This window comes from Burkholderia reimsis (assembly GCF_003294055.1).
GTDB lineage: Bacteria > Pseudomonadota > Gammaproteobacteria > Burkholderiales > Burkholderiaceae > Burkholderia > Burkholderia cepacia.
In genome coordinates, this window is the sequence record NZ_QMFZ01000022.1 from 1 (window position 1) to 19,153 (window position 19,153).

The window sequence follows — 19,153 nt, forward strand, 5'->3', positions numbered from 1 at the left end:
CCGTCAGGCGGGAAAGGCGAGGGGCGGTGGGGAGGGCGAGCCGTGGCGCCCGCCCGGACAACGTCAGATCGGCAACAGCGACAGCAGCGGCGCGATCAGCACCATCGCGACGCCCGCGATCATCATCGTGAGGCTCGACACGACGCCTTCCTCGCTGCCGATCTCGCGCGCCTTCGCGGTGCCCACGCCGTGGGCGGCCGCGCCGAACAGCGCACCGCGCGCGAGCCGCGTGCGCATCGGCACCAGCGCGAGCACGATCTCGCCGAGCAGCATCCCGCAGATGCCGGTCGCGATCACGAACAGGGCGGTGAGGTCCTTCGGCGCATGGATCTTGTCGGAGACGGCGAGCGCGAACGGGGTCGAGACCGAGCGCGTCATCAGCGAGCGCTGCAGCTCGGGCGACAGGTGCAGCAGCTTCGCGAGCAGCAGCGAGCCGCACACGCCCGCGCCGATCCCGACCGCGACGCCGACCGACAGCGACAGCCAGTGGCGGCGGATCAGGTCGCGATAGTCGTAGATCGGCACCGCGAACGCGATCGTCGCCGGGCCGAGCAGCCACATCAGCCAGCGCGTGTCGCGGAAGTAGACCGAATACGGGATGCCGGTCAGCAGCACGAGCAGCACCAGCACGCCCGGCACGAACACGAGCGGCGAGAACAGCAGCGTCTTCCTGTACGCGTAGAGCCGCTTCGACGCGAAATACAGCGCGACCGTCAGCACGAAGCAGCCGACCGAGATCGCGGTATTCACGTGGTCGGCGGACAAGTTCGACAGCAGCGGCAACATGGCAGGCTCCGGCTCAGTGGGCGGACACGGTGGCGAGGCGCGCGCGGCGGCGTTCGGCGAACACGCGCTGCGCGGCGAGCCGGCGCTCGAGCTTCGCGGCGAGGTCGACCGCGACGGCCACCGCGACCATCACGAACGCGGTGCCGGCGAGCATCACCAGCGCGATGCGCCAGCCGTCCTCGCGGAACAACCCGCCGTATTGCACGGCCGCGACGGCGGCCGGCACGAAGAACAGCAGCATGTCGGACAGCAGCCAGTTCGCGCCGTCCTTCACCCACGCAGGTGCGACGCGGCCCGAGAACAGCAGCACGAGGAGTACCGCGAGGCCGATCACGCCGGACGGAATCGGCAGCCCGATCCTGCGCACGGCCCAGTCGACCGCCATCCACAGCACGCCGAGCGCGGCGGCCTGCAGCACGATCCGGCCCGTGTGCGCAATGCTGCCCGAAGCGGCGGGGCGGGCGGCGGCAGTAGCGGTCGGCTTGGTCATGGCAGGCTCCATACAGATATTGCGTTGATGGGAGGAGTATAGGGTTTCCCCTAACCATAAATAAAATGACTTGTCTCTATCCTTATCATTCCAATTCGGAATTCTGATTGTGTTCGTTGCACCAATCTGGGGAGTGATCGATGGAATTGCGCGCACTGCGGTACTTCGTCGAGGTGGTTCGCCAGCAGAGCTTCACGGCGGCCGCCGACAGGCTGTTCGTGACCCAGCCGACCATCAGCAAGATGGTGAAGGCGCTGGAGGACGAGATCGGTTCGCCGCTGCTGCTGCGGGACGGTCGGCAGATGGTGCTGACCGACGCGGGGCGGATCGTGTTCCAGCGCGGCCAGGACGTGCTCGCCGCACAGGCGCAGCTGCAGTCGGAGCTGAACGATCTCGGCACGCTCGGGCGCGGCGAGCTGACGATCGGCATCCCGCCGCTCGGCGGCTCGCTGTTCACGCCGATCATCGCCGCGTACAAGCAGCGCTACCCGAACATCGAGCTGAAGCTGTTCGAGCAGGGCGCGCGGATGATCGAGGCCGCGCTGACGTCGGGTGAACTGGAACTCGGCGGGCTGCTGGAGCCGGTGGATCCCGGCATCTTCGAGCGGCTGCCGATGGTGCGTGCGCCGTTGTGGCTCGTCGCGCCGCGCGAGTCGCGCTGGGAGGATCACGCGGCCGTGCCGCTCGCGGATCTCGCGCGCGAGTCGTTCGTGTTCTACGCGGAAAGCCTCGCACTGCACGACGCGGTGCTGGACGCGTGCCGACAGGCCGGCTTCACGCCGTCGATCGTGAGCCGCAGCGGCCACTGGGATTTCATGGCCGCGCTCGTGCATGCGGGGGTCGGCATCGCGCTACTGCCCGAGCCGTATTGCCGGCGGCTCGACGCGGGCCAGTTCACGTGCCGGCCGATCGTCGAGCCGGAAATCACGTGGGCGATCGCGCTCGGCTGGCTGAAGAAGGGGTATCTGTCGCACGCGGCGCGCGCGTGGCTCGACGTCGCGCGGGCGACGCTGCCCATCGCGCCCGGCGACGATCTGGCGTTCGGCGGGTTGCGGGCGAGGGCGTGACGGCCGGGCGATGCCCGGCGCACTCAGACGTGCCTGATCGGGCCCGGATAGCGGGCGATGGTAGGGTTGTGCGTAAACAGCGTAATGCCTTCCGAGATCGCCTGCGCGACCAGGAGACGGTCAAACGGATCTCGATGGATCGACGGCAGTTGTTCGACTGCAAGTGCGTGTGCGCTCGTGATCGGCAATTCCATCTAGCCGACATCGAGGAGATTGCGACGGAGCACGTTTGGGTCCACCTGGAAATCGTCGCGATCCAGACCACGCTTGTTGACGATCTCCCAGAGGCTCGCGACGCTGAAAAGCGGTGTACAGGCGGGATCCTCGATGAGCGCACCGGCGCGGGCGGGCAGTTCGGCCGCACCGGCTGCCGCCCAAAGAAGCAGGTGTGTATCGAGCAGCAACTTCATGCGTCACCCTCGAACAGCTTGCCGATTTCAATGCCCCATCGCCGGCCCCGCCCCCTTCCTCGGCTTCGTGATCCACACGAGCGCCGCGAGCGCGCCGAACATGAAGGCCGACAACAGGAAGAAGTCGTTGGTCGCCATCATGAAGCCCTGCTGCGTGACGAGCTGGTTGAGCTGCGCGTTGGCCGTCTGGCCGACGATGCCGAGCTGCGACAGCGCGCCCTGGTAGTCGGTCGTGCTCTGCGCATACACGCTCACCGATTCCGACAGCCGCGCGTGGTGGTAGATCGCGTCGTTCTCCCAGAACGTCGAGCTGGCCGCGGTGCCGATCGCGCCCGACAGCGTGCGCAGGAAGTTCGACAGCCCCGACGCGCTCGCGAGCCGCTCGTCGGAGATGCTCGACAGCGTGATCGTCGTCATCGGCACGAAGAAGCACGCGACGCCGATCCCCTGCACGAGACGCGGCAGGATCACATGGTTGAACGGCACGTCGAGCGTAAACGTCGAGTTCCAGATCGACACGCCGGCGAACACGATGAACGCGAAGCTCGCGACCATCCGCAGGTCGAGCCGGTGCATGTTGCGGCCGATCAGCGGCGACAGCACGAGCGCGAGCAGCCCGACCGGCGCGGTCGCGAGGCCGGCCTTGCCCGCCGTGTAGCCCATCACCGTCTGCAGCCACAGCGGGAAGATCACGACCGAGCCGAAGAACGCCATGAAGCCGAACGAGATGATCATCGCGCCGAGCGCGAAGTTGCGGTCCTTGAAGAGCGACAGGTCGACCACCGGTTCCTTCTCGGTCGCCTCCCACACGAGCATGAACGCGAGCGACACGACCGCGATCAGCGCGAGCGCGACGATGAACGTCGAGTTGAACCAGTCGCGGTCCTTGCCGAGGTCGAGCATCATCTGCAGGCACGACACGCCGATCACGAGCAGCGCGAGGCCGATCGCGTCGATCCGCTGCTTCGTCGTCTTCGTCTCGCGGCCGCGCAGCAGGAAATACGCGCAGGTCGCCGAGAAGATGCCGATCGGCAGGTTGATATAGAAGATCCACGGCCACGTGTAGTTGTCGCTGATCCAGCCGCCCAGCAGCGGGCCGAAGATCGGCGCGACGATCACCGTCATCGCCCATAACCCGAGTGCGAGCCCGCGCTTCGCGGGCGGGTAGCTGCGCATCAGGATCGTCTGCGACAGCGGCACCATCGGCCCCGACACGAGGCCCTGCAGCAGCCGGAACGCGATCAGCGTCTCGAAGTTGGTCGCCAGGCCGCACAGCGCCGACGCGATCGTGAACGCGAGCACCGACAGCGTGAACAGCCGCACCTCGCCGACGCGCCGCGCGAGCCAGCCGGTAAGCGGCACCGCGATCGCGGACGCGACCGAGTACGACGAGATCACCCAGGTGCCTTCGCTCGTCGCGACGCCGAGGCTGCCCGAGATGGTCGGCACCGCGACGTTCGCGATCGACGTGTCGAGCACTTCCATGAAGGTGCCGAGCGCCAGCCCGACGGTGAGCAGCGCGAGGGCGCCGCCGGACAGCGGCGCGGGTTCGGCGGCGGGGGAGGCGGCGGATGCCGTGGTGGCGGACATCGAAATCTCCTAGACGCGGCGCGCGCGACGCGCCGGCACAACGCACGGGTGTGCGCCGCAGCGCAGCCCGGCCGGGTGGAACGGATAAAGGGAAAAGGGGAGCGCGTGCCCTGTCATCTTCTGCCCAGACAGATAAATAAGCGAACGCTTAACCTAGACATGGGGGCCTCCGCGCACATCAGCAGTCCGCTTCGTCGTCGGGTTTCGGGCAACCGGCGGTGCCGGGCCCGTTGGCGACGAAGCGTTGCAGCAGGCCGGTGAGCGTCGCAAGCTCGTCGGCCGAGAAACCGTCGAGCTGCGCGTTGAGCGCGGTCGCGATCAGCGACGGCAGCGCACGGGCAGCGTCGGCGCCGCGTTCGGTCAGCGTCAGCTCGATCATCCGGCGGTCCTGCTCGCTGCGCGAGCGGGCAATCAGCCCCTTGCGTTCGAGCCGGTCGAGCATTCGGGTCATCGAGCCGCTGTCGTACGACATCTTGCGGGACAGCTCGAACGGCGTACGCGCATAACCACGTGCCAGCAGCAGGATCACGCCGATCTGCTGCGCGGTGAGGTCGAGCGGCTCGAGCGCGCGATCCATCCGCTCGACGAGCGCCTGCTTCGCCTTCGACAGGTAATAGCCGAGGCTCGTTTCCAGCGTGATGTTCTCGGGATCGTAGAGGCCGCCGGTCATGCGATTGCGCGCGCAGCAATAGTGCGTTTCGGATTTGGACGCGCCCAGTATCTTGAAAATTGATTGCTTAGTCAATATTATTCGAGACTACCAGTTACGACGTGCATGTTGCACTGCCGGAGACTATGTTCTGACCGATTCGCCCGCGCTGCCGGGCACCCGAGGATGTTCGCGATGCTGTTCCTGAAAAATGCCGCCGGCGCACTGCGCCGCAACCTGACCGATACCGCTCACCATGTGTTTTCCGGGCCGCACCGCGGCTGGAAGATCGCGCTGTACGTGACGATGCTGGTGGTGCCGGGCGGCTCGCTCGCGGCGCTCGGGGTGGCATGGTTCGATCATCGCCGGCAGCGCAACGCGAAAGACGGTGCGCGCCGCACGGGCCAGCCGGCCGCGACGGAGCCGTCGACATGGCGGCCCGCCGCCGAACCGCTCCCGCTGCCCGCGCGCTGCCACTGACGGCACGCGCCTTCCGCCTGCCTTCCCGACTGTTTCGTCCGGGTTCCGTCCCGAACCCCGGCCGCGCCCCGCACGGCCGGCACCGCCCGCCCGTCTTCCGGCCAGCGAGCCGTAATGGCCGGTAAACCGGCCGCTCGCGCCGGTAACACATTCCTGTCGCCGCGCACCGTACCCTTTGGGCTGCGCAGCTATCCCGCCGTCAGTTACCATTTGTCCGCCAGCGGCACGACGACCGCATCGCGCGACGCCGCTCGCCGGACGTCACGCCCAGACAGGAAAATCACCATGCCGTACGCCTCCCTCCCGCGCGCCCTTCGCCCGCTGAGCGCCGCCGTCGCCGTCGCGACGGCCGTGCTGCTCGCCGGCTGCGCCGTCGGGCCCGACTATCACCGGCCCGACACGTCGATCCCCGCCGCATACAAGGAAGCGCCGGCCGGCTGGAAGGTCGCGCAACCCGCCGACCGCACCGATCGCGGCCCGTGGTGGACGGTCTACAACGATCCGCAGCTCGACGCGCTGATCGGCAAGCTCAACGCATCGAACCAGACCATCGTGCAATCGGCGGCCGCTTACCGGCAGGCGCGCGCGCTCGTCACCGAGGCGCGTGCCGCGTACTTCCCGACCGTCGGGCTGACCGCGTCGGGCTCGCGCGCCCGCACGCCGCGCACGTCGGTATCGTCGGGTTCGTCGTCGGGTTTCGGCAGCGGCTCGTCCGGTTCGATCAACAACAGCTACAGCGTCGGCCTCGACGCGAGCTGGGAACCCGACCTGTGGGGCAAGGTGAGCCGTACCGTCAGCGCGCAGCGCGCCGGCGAAGCGGCGGCCGCGGCCGATCTCGCGAACGCGCGGCTGTCGCAGCAGGCGCTGCTCGCGCAAACCTATTACCAGCTGCGCACGTCCGATGCGCTGCAGAAGCTGCTCGACGACACCGTGAAGTCGTACCAGCGGTCGCTGACGCTCACGCAGAACCAGTACGCGCAGGGCGTCGCCGCGCGCGCGGACGTGATCCAGGCGCAGACGCAACTGCAAAGCGCGCAGGCGGCGTCGATCGACAATGGCGTCGCACGCGCGCAGTACGAGCATGCGATCGCGACGCTGATCGGCGAACCGGCGTCGACCTTCTCGCTGCCGCCGAATCCGCTCGCGGCCGAGCCGCCCATCACGCCGGTCGACGTGCCGTCCGCGATCCTCGAGCGCCGGCCCGACATCGCGGCGGCCGAGCGCCGTGCGGCGGCTGCGAACGAGCAGATCGGCGTCGCGATCTCGGCGTTCTTCCCGACCCTGACGCTGTCGGCCACCGGCGGTTTCCAGAGCTCGGTGTGGTCGCAGCTGTTCACGCTGCCGGCGCGTTTCTGGACGGTCGGCCCGCAGCTCGCGGCCACGCTGTTCGACGCAGGGCTGCGCGCCGCGCAGACCGACGCCGCGCGTGCAACCTACGACCAGGACGTCGCCGCGTACCGCCTCGCGGTGCTCACCGCATTCCAGGACGTCGAGGACAACCTCGCGTCGCAACGCATCCTCGCGCAGGAAATCGACGTGCAGCGGCAGGCCGTCGACAGCGCCGAGCACGCGCTCGCGATCGTCACGAACCAGTACAAGGCCGGCACGGTCGCGTACCTGAACGTGCTGACCGCGCAGACCACCGCGTTCACCGCGCAGCAGAAGCTCGCGACGATCGCCGGCCAGCGGATGGTGTCGTCGGTCGGGCTCGTGAAGGCGCTCGGCGGCGGGTGGAACGTCGCGGAGATGGCGCGCGAGAACGGCGACATGGCGGCGCCCGCACCCGTGCCGGCGTCCGGTGCGGCCGCGCCGGCGGCCACCGCACCGTCGGTCGCCGCGCCGCTCGCGCAGAAGTAGGAAGGAAAGGGCGACGCGCGCGTCAGCGCTGCGCGTCGCCGAAGATCAGCGAAACCTCGTTGTTCCCGATCGGGTGGCCGAGCAGGTTCAGGAGCCCGGCGAGGTTCGCCTGCTGCTCGGGCGCCGAATGCGCGGTGCCGCGGAACGATCCCTGGCCGGGGCCGAAGTTGCCGTGGCCGTCGAGAAACAGCGGGCCCTGCGTCGTCGACAGGTCGAGATCGGCGCCGGCCCCCTTCGCCTGCAGCACCGCGCGGTACGAACCGAGCGGCTTCACGCGCGAGATGCGCGAACTCATCGAGTCGATCGTCACCGTCAGCTGGCCGAACGCGTTGTTGCCGATCAGGCGCCAGTCGCTCCAGCCGAGCCGCACGTCGCCTTGCAGGTCGAGCGTGTTGAACGGCGTGCCGAGCCCCGCGAGCAGCGACGCCGGCACGGCCATCGTGCCCGCCGACAACACCGCGCCGCGCCACGTCGCATCGAGCGTGACCGCATCCGGCATCGCGTCGGTCTGCCGCATGCGCATCTGCACGCGTCCGGTCAGGAGCGGCCAGAAGCCCGTGGTCCATTCGACCCGGCCCGGCAGCAGCGTCGCCGCGCTCTGGTCGGCCCCCGGCGCGAGCATCAGCGTGCCCGAACCGTGCCACAGCGACCCGTCCGGATCGACAAGATTCACGTGCCCGCCGGTCGCGCGCGCGAACTGCGGCGCGACCCACGCGGCCGGCGCGAGCGCGACGAGCGTCACCGCCGTCGCCAGTCCGCCCGCCAGTACCCACGGCAATGCGGTGGCGAGCCGCTTCATCCCCGGCCTCATCGGCCGACCGCCACTTGCGTCATCCACTGCGTCATTTCTGCGTAGACGGTTGCATCACGGCCGTCAGGTCGACCTGGCCGTCGTCCTTCAGCGCAGTGGCATGCGCCTCGCCGACCTGCACCTTGAACTGCCGGCGCGCATCGTCGAGCCACTGCGTCCACGCCGGGAACGACACGTTCTTCATCTGGATCTGCACGCCGTTGCCGACGATCTGTACCTGCGCACCCTGCATCCCGTGATCGGACAGCGAAGCGGTCAGCGCATCCTTCAGCGCGAGGCCGGTCGGTGCCACGCCTTGCGCGGCGGCCGCCAGCGACTTCGCCTCGTTCGCCTGCGCGGTCATCTGCGCGAGCTCGCGGCGCATCGTCGGCAGCTCGCGCTGGATCCGCGCGCGGCCTTCCTGCGCGGGCGACCACAGCACCGAATACGCGATCGCGACCGCCAGCACGGCGCCGCCCCAGCCGAGCAGCATTTTTTCGCGCGGCGAGCGCTCGCCCCAGAACTGGGCCAGCGTCTGGTTCAGTTGTTCCGTCTTCATGAGCGGCTCCGGATCGTCCATTTGCCCGTGTTGCTGTCGACTTCGCCGGACAGTCCGTTACGCGCGAGGCGCTGCGTGAAATCGGGATCGACCTTGACCTCCGGCTTGAAGCCGACGTCGAGCCGGCGGTCGTGATAGTCGAGCGACGCGATGCCGTTCAGTGGCAGCGCACCCATCGATCGCGACAGCCCGCTCGACAGCGCGAGGAAATCGTTCGGCGACAGCTCGCCGGCCGCCACGCGCAACTGGTCGAGCTGGCGCTGCATCTGGGCGGGCGGATCGAGCACCGTCGTCGTCTTCGGGAATGCGGACAGCAGCGTCTCGGTGATCTGCGCCGACAGCGCATCGCGTTCGCGCGACAGCTTCCACCAGTGCAGGTTCATCCCGATCACCGCCACGCCGAGCGTCGCCGCGGCGAGTGCGAGCGGCACGCGCAGGCGCTTCACCGTCGCGCGATCGAAGCGCCACGGCTGCGATTCGAATTCGAACTGGCACAGGTCGAACTTCTCGGTCAGCGCGCGCCGCGCGAACGCGTCGAACGACAGCGGCGCGGCACCCGGCAGCAGCGGGCCGTCGGCGCGGCCGACCGACGCGAGCCGCGGCTCCGCGCCCGGCTCGCCGAGTTCGTACAGTTCGACGTCGCCGCCGCCCGCGAGCGCGGCCAGCGTGCCGGCCGCGCGCGACGCGGGCGCCGCGAAGCCTTCGCCGAGCGCACCGCGCGCGACTGCGAGTTCGAGGCGCGGCGCACCGGCCGCGGCCGGCAGCGCGCCGGCCTCGACGAGCACCGGTTCGACCGCCGTCGCGAGGCCGAGCACCGCGGCCACCGTCGCCGGGCGGGCCGGCGGCGTGTCGACGGCGTCCGCGGCAACCGCCGCGACATCGACCTCGCCGTCGGCCGGCGCCGCGGGTGCGTGCGGCGCCGGCAGGCAGCGTGTCGCGGGCACCGCGCTCAGGTGCCGGTGGCCGGCCGCCGTGAACGCTTCGCAGATCGTGCGGAACCACGCGCGATCGACGACAGCCAGCACGCGGCGCCCGTCGGGCAGCGCGTCCGGATCGAGCGCGATGTGACACCCGAGCGGATCCTGGATCAGCTGATCCTCGACGATGTTGGGCAGCGCCTGGCGCAGCTTCGGGCCCTTGAGCGGCGGCACGGTCGCGGCCAGCAGCAGCACGTCGCGCGCGGCGACGATCAGCACCGTCGCATTCGCGCGCGGCAGCAGCGCCAGCGCGGCGCGGCCGGCGCGCTGCACGTGGCCGGCCTTGTCGACGAGCGTGAACGGCAGCTCGGGCCACTGCCATTCCTGCAACGGCACGGCAGGCTCGCGCGGCGGCAAAGAAACAATCAACGTGCTCACAAGAGCTCCTCTCCCGAATGGCGTCGTTATAGCTGGTCGCGAATGCGCACGACCCGTGTCGAGTGCGTGGTCGGATCACGATACACGAGCGAGGTGCGATCGACCTCCGCGCGTTCGTGCTGGATCCGGCCATGCACGATGAAATAGCTCGAATTGACGTCGACGAGGCTCGAGTCGAGCGTCACGTTCGGCGGCGCACCGGCGCCGCGCAGCGCGAGCTGCACATCGGCGACGTTGCGGAAAAACACGGTCTCGCGGCGCGACACGAGCGCCTGCGCGGACGACACGCTCATCCCCGGGATCAGTGCCGCGATCACCTCGGCCGGCGCGGTGTTCATGTTCACGGGCGTCGTGGTCGGCAGCACGGTGACGAACGGGCGCAGCCGCGCGACCATCTCGGGCGTCACGCCGTCGACGTCGAGCAGGCTGTCGACACCCGTCATCATCAGCGGCGCGGGCCCGCGGTCGCCGCCCGTCATGCCGGGATCGTCGGTGAAGCCGCCGCCGCCCTGCTGATCGGTCGCCACCGGCGCGGTGACCGGCGGCGCCGTGCCGCCGCCCGGCAGCGTGGGCATCTGGAAACGCGTCGCCGAATGCAGCAGGCCCGCGCGCACCTGCAGCGCGACGCGTTTCGCGAACGCGCCGTCGTAGCCGAGTGTCGTCAGCAGGCGCTGGAACGCCTGGACCTGCGTGACGTTCAACTGCAGCACGCCGGGCGCCGGCGACGCCACGAGGTTGCGCAGGTTGAACTTCGCCTGGGCGTCCTCGATCGAGCCGGAGATATAGGTGTCTTCGCCGCCGGTGTCGTTGGGCGCGCCGATCCGCCCGAGGAAGTCCGACAGTTTCGTCTTCGCGATCGGCACGCCCCAGATGCCGCCGAGGTACGTGATGCCGGGCGCCGTATCGCCTTCGGAGCGCAGGATCATCCGCGTCCAGTCGAGCGCGCCGCGCGCGACCCACTGCGCCTGCGCGATCTCGCGCTGGTTCTCGATGCGGCGGATCTGCACCTGCTGGCGCCACAGCATCCCCGAGACGAGGATCGCCGACAGCGCGACGACGAGCAGCGCGGTGATGATCGCCGCGCCGCGCTGGCGGCCGCGTGCCCGTGCGTGGCTGGCAGCACGCGCGGCAGCACGGGCGGCAGGCAATGAACGGGGAGGGCGCGCGCGCATCGTCATTCCCCGACGAGGAAGATGCGCGTGACCGGCACGCGCAGCGACGTCGCACCGATGCTGACCTGAAGCCCCGTCACCGCGCGCGTCGGCGGCGCGTTGCCGAGCTGCGGCACCTTGAGCGCATCGTTGTTCTGCGCGAGCGCGTCGTCGGCCGTCTGCAGGTTGGTGGTCCAGCCCACGCGCGGCACGTACAGCTTCGCGTCGATCGCGCCGACGCCGCCCATCAGCGCGACCCAGCTCCAGCCTTCGACGCTGCTGTCCTTCAGCATGCCGCGCAGCCGGTTCGCGTCGTCGATCGGCGGCGACGCGTAGCGCACGACCCGCCCGCCGGCGATCCGGTAACGGACCACCTGCAGCCGCGGCGCGACGCCCGGCACGTCGAGTTCGCGGACGATCTGCAGCGTGTTGCCGGCGACGCCGATCGCCGGCTGGCCGGCTTCGTCGTCGGTCGCGGCGAGCCGCGCGTCGATGCGCATCTGGTCGAACATCTGCGCGAATACGCGTTCGTCTTCCATCGCGGCCGCGACCTTGTCGCGACCGCGCATGATCTGGTCGAGCCCGCGCCACGCGAGGATCGCGACCACCGCGAGGATCGCGATCGCGATCATCAGCTCGATCAGCGTGAAGCCGCGGGCGGGGCGGGCGAACGGGCGTCGCATCGGCGCGTCAGAGCGGACGGCTGGTTTCATTCGCGACCACCGTCACCATCTGCGCGAGCACGCCGGCATGCCCGGGCGAGCTCACCGAAATCCGGACGCGCCGGAACACCGGGTTGGGCGTGGTGCTCACGCGCTGCGTGCAGACGAGCTGCACGTTGCCTTGCGAGCAGTCGAAACTCTGCTCGCCAATCTCCGGCCACGCATGCGTGAGCCGCATCTGCGCGAGCGCGTTGTCGGCGCTCCAGCCGGCGAGCAGCCGGCGATGAAGATCGGAGGCGTTGGTCGCCATCGTCCCGACCGCGCGGATCGACGCGGCGAGCGCGACCGCGATGATCGCGAGCGCGACCAGCACCTCGATCATCGTGAAACCGCGCCGCGCATGAAGTCCCGTCGGGGCATGGCGGTGCGATGAAGCAACGGGGGAGGGCAGGCGACGACGCATCGTCATTGCACCTCGTAGCGGCCGTTGCCGGTGCCGACGATCGTCGCGCTGCCGGCGGCCGAATGCAGCGTCACGCGCACCGGCGTGTCGATGCTCTCGGTGCCGAACACGACGCGGCTCGCGCGCGTGTCGGACCCCGGATAGTCGATGTCGGCGCCCGTGACGCCGCCGTCCCAGTCACGCGGGCGCAGCAGGTCGTCGCGCAGCGTGCGCCAGCCGTCGGGCGAGCTCACGTCGAAACGGAAACCGTGTTCGGTCGGCTGCCATGCGATCGGCCGGGCACGCACCTGCGCCTCGTCGCCGGCGGTCTCGAACAGCAGCGCGATGCGCTGCGCTTCCTCGCGCAGGTCGGTACGCGGATTGCGCGTGAGCGACAGCGACGCGAGCGACACGAGCAGGCCCGCGATCACGAGCACGACCAGCATTTCGAGCAGCGTGAAGCCGCGCGTGCGCCGCCGCCGCGCACCGTGCTTCGTCGGCCCGCCGTCGGCACGCGCCGGCACGGACGAAGCCGCGCCGCGACGCACACGGCGGTCGCGACCGCAGCGGGAGGTCGTGCGAATGGCGAGCATGAAGAACGGGAACGAAGCGTCGGGCCGGTCAGTGAGCGCTTATTGCCACGAACCGATGTCGGTATCGTTGCCTTCGCCGCCTTCCTTGCCGTCGGCACCGTAGCTGAACACGTCGATCTCGCCGTGCACGCCCGGGTTCAGGTACTTGTACCCGTTGCCCCACGGATCGTTCGGTAGGCGCTCGAGATAACCGCCGTCTTTCCAGTTGTTCGGGATCGGATCGGTGGACGGCTTCTGGATCAGGGCGTTCAGGCCCTGATCCTGCGTCGGGTAGCGGCCGTTGTCGAGACGGTACAGCTTGAGCGCCTGCATGATCGTGCCGATGTCCTGTTTCGCGGCGATGCGGCGCGCCTCGTCCGGGCGGCTCATGATCTTCGGCACGATCAGCGCCGCCAGGATCCCGAGGATCGCGACCACCACCATGATCTCGATCAGCGTGAAACCGCGCTGACGACGCACGGCCGCGTTGCGGCGAGTGATCCACGTTTGCATGACTGACTACCTCTTTCCAAAAAATGTCGTTGGTTGGGTGACGCGCCCGGTGCACCGGACGATTGCCTGACGGCAACCTTCCGGACCCGCGGGCGCGGAGCACGCATTGTAAGGCGCGCATTGCCGAGGGCTTTCACCCAACGCAAATTTCACATAGATCCGTACAATAGCGCGCATGAACGCGCTCTCGATCCGGATCCTCTCCCTAGCCCTCTTCGCGGGTTTGTGCGCGACGGCCACCTACTGGGTCGTCACGCTGTCAGCCCGTGAAGCGCCGCTGCCCGCCGCCGCCGCGCGGCTGCCGATCCGTACCGAGGACGCCGCGGCGCTCTTCGGCGGTCAGCTCGACAAGAATCCCGTGCAGGACATCCACCTGTTCGGCATCCTCTCGCTCGATCGCGGTGCCGCCGCGATCGTCGGCGTCGGCGGCGAACCGCCGCGCGCCGTGTCGCTCGGCGCGGAGGTCACGCCCGGCGCGAAGCTCGCCGAAGTCCGCCCCCGCTCGATCGTCGTCGACCGCAACGGCGCCCGCGCCGAAATCCAGCTGCCGGCGAACACGCCGTCCCCCGCGATCTACATGCGCTGAACGGTAGCGGCCTGATCGACTGTCGGGCCGTTACTGCACCATGTTGTTCAGCTCGATGATCGGCAGCATCACGGCCAGCACGATCACGAGCACGATCCCGCCCATCGCCAGGATCAGGAGCGGCTCGAGCAGGCTCGTCAGGAACATCGTGCGGCGCTCGAGCTCGCGCGCTTCGCCTTCGGCCGCGCGATCCAGCATCGTCGTCACGTCGCCCGTCGCTTCGCCGGAACGGATCAGGTGCACGAGCACCGGCGGAAACGTCTTCACGTTGTTCAGCGCGCGCGACAGCGCGGAGCCTTCGCGCACGCGCACGATCGCGTCGTCGATGTTCGCGCGCATCGCGCGGTTCGACAGCGTCTCGCCGGCCGCCTGCAACGCGCGCAGGATCGGCACGCCGGCTGCGGTCAGGATGCCGAGCGTGCTCGCGAACCGCACCGTGTTGTAGCCGCGCACGAGCTTGCCCGCGAGCGGCGCGGTCAGCACCCAGCGGTCGAAGCGCAGCCGCGGGCCGTCACGCGACAGCGTCGCCTTCACGAACCACACGACGAGCACGACCGCGATCAGGATCGCCCACCACCAGTGCCGCACGAAATCCGACAGCGCCATCATCACGATCGTCAGCACGGGCAGCTGCTGCTTCGTGCTCGCGAACACGTTGACGACCTGGGGCACGACATAGCTCAGCAGGAACGTGACGATGCCGAATGCGATCAGCGTGACGATCCCCGGATACGTGAACGCCAGCAGGATCTTCTGCTTCAGCGCGTTGCTTTGCTCGATGTAGTCGGCGAGGCGCGACAGCACGATGCCGAGCTTGCCGGTGTGCTCGCCGGCCGCGACGAGCGCGCGATAGATTTCGGGGAAGTCGCGCGGATGCTGGCCCAGCGCATTCGCAAGCGAATGGCCGCCGAGCACTTCCGCGCGGATCGCGGCCATCAGTTCGCGGATGTAGTCGCGCTCGGCCTGCTCGGTCAGCACGCCGAGCGCCTCGTCGAGCGGCAGCCCCGCGATCAGCAGGCTCGCGAGCTGGCGCGTGAGGATCGCCTGTTCGCGCTGCGACAGCTTGCGGCCGAACGCGAGCCGCTGCGACCGCGCCCCGCGCGTCGCGCTGGCGGCCGGCTCGACGACGAGCGGCGTCAGCCCCTGCGTACGCAGCTGGCCGCGCGCGGCACGCGCGCTGTCGGCGTCGATGACGCCCTTCTGCGCGCGTCCCGCCGAATCGATTGCTTCGAAACGGAATGCCGGCATCGCGCTATGCGCCTCCCGTCACGCGCAACACTTCCTCAAGCGACGTCGCGCCGGATGCGAGCCAGCGCTCGGCGTCGTCGCGCAGCGTGCGCATCCCTTCCGCACGACCGGCGGCGAGAATCTCCGCGTCGGCCGCGTTGCGGTGGATCAGCGAGCGGATCGACTCGTCGACCAGCAGCAGTTCGTACACCCCGCGCCGGCCCGCATAACCCGAATGCCCGCACTTGTCGCAGCCGACCGGATGCCACACGGTGCGGCCTTCTTCCTGGCGTTCTTCCTTGCAGACGGGGCAGAGCTGGCGCACGAGCCGCTGCGCGAGCACGCCGAGCAGCGACGACGCGAGCAGGTAGGGTTCGACGCCCATGTCGGTCAGACGCGTGACGGCCGATGCCGCATCGTTCGTGTGCAGCGTCGCGAGCACGAGGTGGCCCGTCAGCGACGCCTGCACCGCGATCTGCGCGGTTTCGAGGTCGCGGATCTCGCCGATCATGATCACGTCCGGATCCTGGCGCAGGATCGAACGCAGCGCCCGGGCGAAGGTCATCCCGATCCGCTCGTTCACCTGCGTCTGGCCGATGCCGCCGAGGTCGTATTCGATCGGGTCCTCGACGGTCATGATGTTGGTCGTCGCGGTTTCGAGCCGCGACATCGACGCATACAGCGTGGTCGTCTTGCCCGAACCGGTCGGGCCCGTGACGAGCACGATGCCGTGCGGGCGCGCGATCAGCTTGTCGAACTGGACGAGCGTGTCGCGGCCCATCCCGAGCGCTTCGAGGTTCAGCCGCTGCGCATCCTTTTCCAGCAGACGCAGCACCGCACGCTCGCCGTGGCCCGTCGGCAGCGTCGACACGCGCACGTCCACCGGCCGGCCGCCGACACGCAGCGTGATGCGGCCGTCCTGCGGCAGGCGCTTCTCCGCGATGTCGAGCTGCGCCATGATCTTGATCCGCGAGATCAGCGCACCGTGCAGCGCCTTCTTCGGCCGCACGACGTCACGCAGCGTGCCGTCGACGCGAAACCGCACGACGGAAGCGTTCTCGAACGGCTCGATGTGGATGTCCGATGCCTGTTCGCGCGCCGCTTGCGTGAGCAGCGCGTTGATCATTCGGATGATCGGCGCATCGTCTTCCGATTCGAGCAGATCCTCGACTTCGGGGATGTCCTGCATCAGCCGCGACAGGTCGACTTCGCCTTCGACCTCGCCGACCACCTGTGCGGCGCTGCCGTCCTGGCGCGCGTACGCGTGGTTGATCGCCTGCGCGAGCTCGTCGGCCGGCACGCGATGCACGGAGATCGAGCCGAAGTTGCGCGCGATCTCCGCGAGCGCGGCATCGCTCGTGCGTTCGCTGATCCACACCTCGAGCGTATCGTCGAGCTGGTGCGCGATCAGCACCTGGCCGCTCTTCGCGAAGCCGTACGGCAGCAGCCGCGCGGCGAGCGGCGACGGCGGCTGGCGGTCGCCCGGCGCGCCGTCGTGGGCGGAAGAGGCGTGCACGTCGCTCACTGCGACGCTCCCGGCGTGGCCGTCAGCGGCTGTTGCGGCACGGCCTGCTGCGGCACGCTCTGCGGCTGCGCGGGCGTCGCTTCCGGCAACGGCTGGGCCGGCACCGGCGCGACCTGGCGCTGCAGCTGCTGGCGACGCATCTTGTCGAGATCGAACAGGTTGCCCGCGGCCGTGCCGCCCTGGCTCGGGCCGATCGGCATCGGCGGGACGACCGGATCGTCCTTGTCGCGCATCACGTTGTTGTCCGACTTGTATGCGCCCGTCACGCCCTGGATGTAGTCGTAGCGATTGGCCGTCACTTCCTGCGCGGTACTGCGATCGGAGATGATCACCGGGCGCAGGAATACCATCAGGTTGGTTTTCTGGCGCAGCTTCGTTTCGGAACGGAACAGCTGGCCGATCCACGGGATGTCGCCGAGCAGCGGCACCTTGCTGTTCGACACCTGGTAGTTGTCCTGCATCAAGCCGCCGAGCACGATGATCTCGCCGTTGTCGGCCAGGATCGTCGACTGGATCGAGCGCTTCGTGAAGGTCGGGCCGGTCTGCGCGCTGGTCGTGCCGGCGACCACCGCCGAATCCTCGGTATAGAGCTGCAGCTTGAGGATCCCGCCGTCGGTGATCTGCGGCTTCACGTGCAGCGTCAGGCCGACGTCGCGACGGTCGTAGGTATTGAACGCGTTGTTCGTGTTGCCGCTCGTCAGGTTCGAATACGAACCCGTCGCGATCGGCACGTTCTGGCCGACGACGATCTTCGCTTCCTCGTTGTCGAGCGTGATCAGGTTCGGTGTCGACAGCACGTTCGCGTCGCTCACGCCCGCGAAATACTGCAGCAGTGCGCCGAGCCCCTGCACGCCGAACATGTTGTGCAGCCAGCCGATGTTGAGCCCCTGGCTCAGCGCCCCGAGATTGTTGACCAGCCCGCCGCCGGTGATGCCGCCGGCGGCGTTGGCCACGCCGCCCGCCGTCAGGTTGACGATGCTGTTGCCCAGACCGCCAGTGGGGTTCAGGTTCGTGCCGCCGAGAAACTGGCCGCTCGCGACCTGCCACTGGATACCGAGGTTGCCGGACGTATTCGAGTTCAGCTCGACGATCAGCGCTTCGATATAGACCTGCGCGCGCCGCGCGTCGAGCTGGTCGATCACCGAGCGCAGGTTCCGGTACACCGGATCCGACGCGGTGATGATCAGCGAGTTGGTCGCCGCGTCGGCCTGGATCATCCCACCCGGCTGATTGTCGTCGCCTTTGTCCTTGTCGCCGCCGAGCAGGCCGGCGCTGCCGAGACCGCCGCCGCTGCCCGACGAACCGCCGTACCCCGACGAGGACGACGAACCGCCGAGGCCGCCCGACGGCAGCGGCGGGGTGCCCGACGTGCCGGTCGAGAAGTTGCCGCTCGACGACGAGCCGCCGTTCTGGTTGAAGCTGTTCGCATCGTTGGACGATGCCGACGAGCCGCTGTCGCTGCCGCTCCCCTTGCCGAGCATGCCGCGCAGCGTCTTCGCCAGCTTCACCGCATCGGCATTGCGCAGCGGCACGACATGCATGTTGCCGGGCACCCCGCTCGGCGCGTCGAGCTGCTGTACGAGCCGCTTCGCGGCCGCGAGGCGCGATGCGCTCGACGCGCGCAGCAGCAGCGAGTTGGTGCGCGGGTCGGCCGTGACCGACACCTTCAGCGTCGCGTCGCTGTTGCCGATCGCGCCCGGGTCGAGCATTTTCTGCAGCTGCGCGGCGAGGTCGATCGCGTTCGCGTTGCGCAGCGGAACGACCTGCACCTGCGCGCCCGCGGCGCTGTCGACGCCGGCGATGATCTGCGCGATGCGCCGCACGTTGTCCGCGTAGTCGGTGACGACGATCGTGTTGTTCGCCGGGTATGCCGTCACCGTGTTGTTCGGCGAGATCAGCGGCCGCAGCACGGGCAGCAGGTTGTTCGCCGATTCGTTGTGCAGCTCGAACACCTGCGTGATCACCTGGTCGCCGCGCGCCTGCGGCGCGTTGCCGACGTAGGTCGGCACGCCCTGCAGCTTCGCGTCGGCCTCGGGCACGACCTTCAGCACGCCGTGATCCTGCACGAGCGCGAAGCCCTGCATCCGCAGCGCCGACTGCAATGTCTTCAGTGCCTGGTCTTCCGGCACCGGCCGTTCGGCCACGAGGTTGAGCTGCCCCTTCACGCGGGGGTCGACGATGATGGTCTTGCCGGTTGCGGCGCCGATCGCCTTGGCGACCTGGTCGATATCCGCATTCACGAAGTTGAGCGTGACCTGAGCGTAGGCGGCCTGCGAAACGATGATGCCGGCGACGATCAGGGTCGTGGCGACACGCCGCATAACGAAGCGATTTCTTGTCATGGATGAATGGGTCGATGCCGGCTCAGGCCACTTCCGGCGGTAGTGCTGGGATCCAAGTCCTAAAGAGGCGACATTAGCAGTTTTTCATGTCCGAAATATC

19 protein-coding genes and 1 pseudogene are annotated in these 19,153 nt (G+C 69.0%); 4 read left to right on the forward strand and 16 right to left on the reverse strand.

What is annotated here, in order from left to right:
* Positions 1-63: 63 nt before the first annotated feature.
* Positions 64-786 (reverse strand): LrgB family protein, encoded by a 723-nt coding sequence (locus DPV79_RS23690; protein ID WP_113046629.1) that lies wholly within the window; start codon positions 784-786, stop codon positions 64-66.
* Positions 787-799: 13 nt separating this feature from the next.
* Positions 800-1,276: a CidA/LrgA family protein gene (locus DPV79_RS23695; RefSeq protein WP_021162231.1), complete on the reverse strand. Its 477-nt coding sequence runs from the start codon at positions 1,274-1,276 to the stop codon at positions 800-802.
* A gap of 140 nt (positions 1,277-1,416) precedes the next feature.
* Between DPV79_RS23695 and DPV79_RS23700 the strand changes: the two genes are divergently transcribed.
* Positions 1,417-2,343: a LysR family transcriptional regulator gene (locus DPV79_RS23700; protein ID WP_021162230.1), complete on the forward strand. Its 927-nt coding sequence runs from the start codon at positions 1,417-1,419 to the stop codon at positions 2,341-2,343.
* Between the two features lie 23 nt (positions 2,344-2,366).
* On the opposite strand, the pseudogene DPV79_RS23705 reads toward DPV79_RS23700, so the two are convergent.
* From DPV79_RS23705 to DPV79_RS23715, 3 genes and pseudogenes are all read right to left on the reverse strand, one after another.
* Positions 2,367-2,753, reverse strand: a pseudogene (locus DPV79_RS23705) (type II toxin-antitoxin system VapC family toxin).
* Positions 2,754-2,780: 27 nt separating this feature from the next.
* Positions 2,781-4,343: a DHA2 family efflux MFS transporter permease subunit gene (locus DPV79_RS23710; RefSeq protein WP_021162228.1), complete on the reverse strand. Its 1,563-nt coding sequence runs from the start codon at positions 4,341-4,343 to the stop codon at positions 2,781-2,783.
* 178 nt (positions 4,344-4,521) lie between these two features.
* Positions 4,522-5,013 (reverse strand): MarR family winged helix-turn-helix transcriptional regulator, encoded by a 492-nt coding sequence (locus DPV79_RS23715; protein WP_113046630.1) that lies wholly within the window; start codon positions 5,011-5,013, stop codon positions 4,522-4,524.
* A gap of 174 nt (positions 5,014-5,187) precedes the next feature.
* Between DPV79_RS23715 and DPV79_RS23720 the strand changes: the two genes are divergently transcribed.
* Both DPV79_RS23720 and DPV79_RS23725 read left to right on the forward strand, forming a co-directional pair.
* Positions 5,188-5,472, forward strand: a complete 285-nt coding sequence (locus tag DPV79_RS23720) for a hypothetical protein (protein ID WP_048023998.1) — start codon at positions 5,188-5,190, stop codon at positions 5,470-5,472.
* Positions 5,473-5,757: 285 nt separating this feature from the next.
* Positions 5,758-7,329 (forward strand): efflux transporter outer membrane subunit, encoded by a 1,572-nt coding sequence (locus DPV79_RS23725; RefSeq protein ID WP_113046631.1) that lies wholly within the window; start codon positions 5,758-5,760, stop codon positions 7,327-7,329.
* Positions 7,330-7,351: 22 nt separating this feature from the next.
* On the opposite strand, the gene DPV79_RS23730 is transcribed toward DPV79_RS23725, so the two are convergent.
* From DPV79_RS23730 to gspG, 8 genes are read right to left on the reverse strand one after another with little or no spacing between them, the layout of a single operon-like run.
* Positions 7,352-8,140, reverse strand: a complete 789-nt coding sequence (locus DPV79_RS23730; RefSeq protein ID WP_113046632.1) for a type II secretion system protein N — start codon at positions 8,138-8,140, stop codon at positions 7,352-7,354.
* A gap of 31 nt (positions 8,141-8,171) precedes the next feature.
* Entirely contained in the window at positions 8,172-8,678 is a 507-nt protein-coding gene (gene gspM / locus DPV79_RS23735) for a type II secretion system protein GspM (RefSeq protein ID WP_021162223.1), read from the reverse strand.
* Positions 8,675-10,033, reverse strand: coding sequence for a type II secretion system protein GspL (gspL, locus tag DPV79_RS23740; protein ID WP_059493849.1), 1,359 nt, complete (start codon positions 10,031-10,033; stop codon positions 8,675-8,677). Before gspL ends, gspM begins: the two co-directional genes overlap by 4 nt.
* Positions 10,034-10,059: 26 nt before the next feature.
* On the reverse strand, positions 10,060-11,205 hold the full coding sequence (gene gspK / locus DPV79_RS23745) for a type II secretion system minor pseudopilin GspK (RefSeq protein ID WP_113046681.1): 1,146 nt from the start codon (positions 11,203-11,205) through the stop codon (positions 10,060-10,062).
* A 2-nt stretch (positions 11,206-11,207) separates the two neighbouring features.
* A complete protein-coding gene (locus DPV79_RS23750; protein ID WP_081057200.1) occupies positions 11,208-11,897 on the reverse strand; it encodes a PulJ/GspJ family protein in 690 nt (229 codons plus the stop codon).
* The gene (gene gspI / locus DPV79_RS23755; RefSeq protein WP_059493991.1) at positions 11,875-12,309 is read right to left on the reverse strand and encodes a type II secretion system minor pseudopilin GspI; all 435 of its coding nucleotides are present in this window, start codon (positions 12,307-12,309) and stop codon (positions 11,875-11,877) included. Before gspI ends, DPV79_RS23750 begins: the two co-directional genes overlap by 23 nt.
* 2 nt (positions 12,310-12,311) lie before the next feature.
* Entirely contained in the window at positions 12,312-12,881 is a 570-nt protein-coding gene (locus tag DPV79_RS23760) for a GspH/FimT family pseudopilin (RefSeq protein ID WP_060062249.1), read from the reverse strand.
* Between the two features lie 39 nt (positions 12,882-12,920).
* Positions 12,921-13,373 carry a type II secretion system major pseudopilin GspG gene (gene gspG / locus DPV79_RS23765; protein WP_011350483.1) on the reverse strand — a complete coding sequence of 151 codons (453 nt, stop codon included), beginning with the start codon at positions 13,371-13,373 and terminating at the stop codon, positions 12,921-12,923.
* A 175-nt stretch (positions 13,374-13,548) separates the two neighbouring features.
* Here gspG and DPV79_RS23770 point away from each other — a divergent pair, with 175 nt between their 5' ends.
* Complete coding sequence (locus tag DPV79_RS23770; RefSeq protein WP_027788737.1) at positions 13,549-13,959, forward strand: type II secretion system protein N; 411 nt, start codon at positions 13,549-13,551, stop codon at positions 13,957-13,959.
* A 30-nt stretch (positions 13,960-13,989) separates the two neighbouring features.
* On the opposite strand, the gene gspF is transcribed toward DPV79_RS23770, so the two are convergent.
* Genes gspF through gspD form a run of 3 tightly spaced genes read right to left on the reverse strand, consistent with a single transcriptional unit; the run spans position 13,990 to position 19,053 of the window.
* Positions 13,990-15,207, reverse strand: coding sequence for a type II secretion system inner membrane protein GspF (gene gspF / locus DPV79_RS23775; RefSeq protein ID WP_021160406.1), 1,218 nt, complete (start codon positions 15,205-15,207; stop codon positions 13,990-13,992).
* 4 nt (positions 15,208-15,211) lie between these two features.
* Positions 15,212-16,711 (reverse strand): type II secretion system ATPase GspE, encoded by a 1,500-nt coding sequence (gene gspE / locus DPV79_RS23780; RefSeq protein ID WP_021160407.1) that lies wholly within the window; start codon positions 16,709-16,711, stop codon positions 15,212-15,214.
* Entirely contained in the window at positions 16,708-19,053 is a 2,346-nt protein-coding gene (gene gspD, locus DPV79_RS23785; RefSeq protein WP_113046633.1) for a type II secretion system secretin GspD, read from the reverse strand. The genes gspE and gspD overlap by 4 nt, the downstream gene beginning before the upstream one ends.
* Between the last annotated feature and the right edge of the window lie 100 nt (positions 19,054-19,153).

Excerpts from the sequence above, each read along its gene's own strand:
- DPV79_RS23690 (WP_113046629.1), bottom strand. The coding sequence starts at position 786 with ATGTTGCCGCTGCTGTCGAACTTGTCCGCCGACCACGTGAATACCGCG.
- DPV79_RS23770 (WP_027788737.1), top strand. The coding sequence starts at position 13,549 with ATGAACGCGCTCTCGATCCGGATCCTCTCCCTAGCCCTCTTCGCGGGT.
- gspD (WP_113046633.1), bottom strand. The coding sequence starts at position 19,053 with ATGACAAGAAATCGCTTCGTTATGCGGCGTGTCGCCACGACCCTGATC.
- DPV79_RS23715 (WP_113046630.1), bottom strand. The coding sequence starts at position 5,013 with ATGACCGGCGGCCTCTACGATCCCGAGAACATCACGCTGGAAACGAGC.
- DPV79_RS23750 (WP_081057200.1), bottom strand. The coding sequence starts at position 11,897 with ATGAAACCAGCCGTCCGCTCTGACGCGCCGATGCGACGCCCGTTCGCC.
- DPV79_RS23695 (WP_021162231.1), bottom strand. The coding sequence starts at position 1,276 with ATGACCAAGCCGACCGCTACTGCCGCCGCCCGCCCCGCCGCTTCGGGC.
- gspM (WP_021162223.1), bottom strand. The coding sequence starts at position 8,678 with ATGAAGACGGAACAACTGAACCAGACGCTGGCCCAGTTCTGGGGCGAG.
- DPV79_RS23725 (WP_113046631.1), top strand. The coding sequence starts at position 5,758 with ATGCCGTACGCCTCCCTCCCGCGCGCCCTTCGCCCGCTGAGCGCCGCC.
- DPV79_RS23710 (WP_021162228.1), bottom strand. The coding sequence starts at position 4,343 with ATGTCCGCCACCACGGCATCCGCCGCCTCCCCCGCCGCCGAACCCGCG.
- DPV79_RS23730 (WP_113046632.1), bottom strand. The coding sequence starts at position 8,140 with ATGAGGCCGGGGATGAAGCGGCTCGCCACCGCATTGCCGTGGGTACTG.
- DPV79_RS23760 (WP_060062249.1), bottom strand. The coding sequence starts at position 12,881 with ATGCTCGCCATTCGCACGACCTCCCGCTGCGGTCGCGACCGCCGTGTG.
- DPV79_RS23720 (WP_048023998.1), top strand. The coding sequence starts at position 5,188 with ATGCTGTTCCTGAAAAATGCCGCCGGCGCACTGCGCCGCAACCTGACC.
- gspF (WP_021160406.1), bottom strand. The coding sequence starts at position 15,207 with ATGCCGGCATTCCGTTTCGAAGCAATCGATTCGGCGGGACGCGCGCAG.
- gspK (WP_113046681.1), bottom strand. The coding sequence starts at position 11,205 with ATGCGCGCGCGCCCTCCCCGTTCATTGCCTGCCGCCCGTGCTGCCGCG.
- DPV79_RS23700 (WP_021162230.1), top strand. The coding sequence starts at position 1,417 with ATGGAATTGCGCGCACTGCGGTACTTCGTCGAGGTGGTTCGCCAGCAG.
- gspI (WP_059493991.1), bottom strand. The coding sequence starts at position 12,309 with ATGCGTCGTCGCCTGCCCTCCCCCGTTGCTTCATCGCACCGCCATGCC.
- gspG (WP_011350483.1), bottom strand. The coding sequence starts at position 13,373 with ATGCAAACGTGGATCACTCGCCGCAACGCGGCCGTGCGTCGTCAGCGC.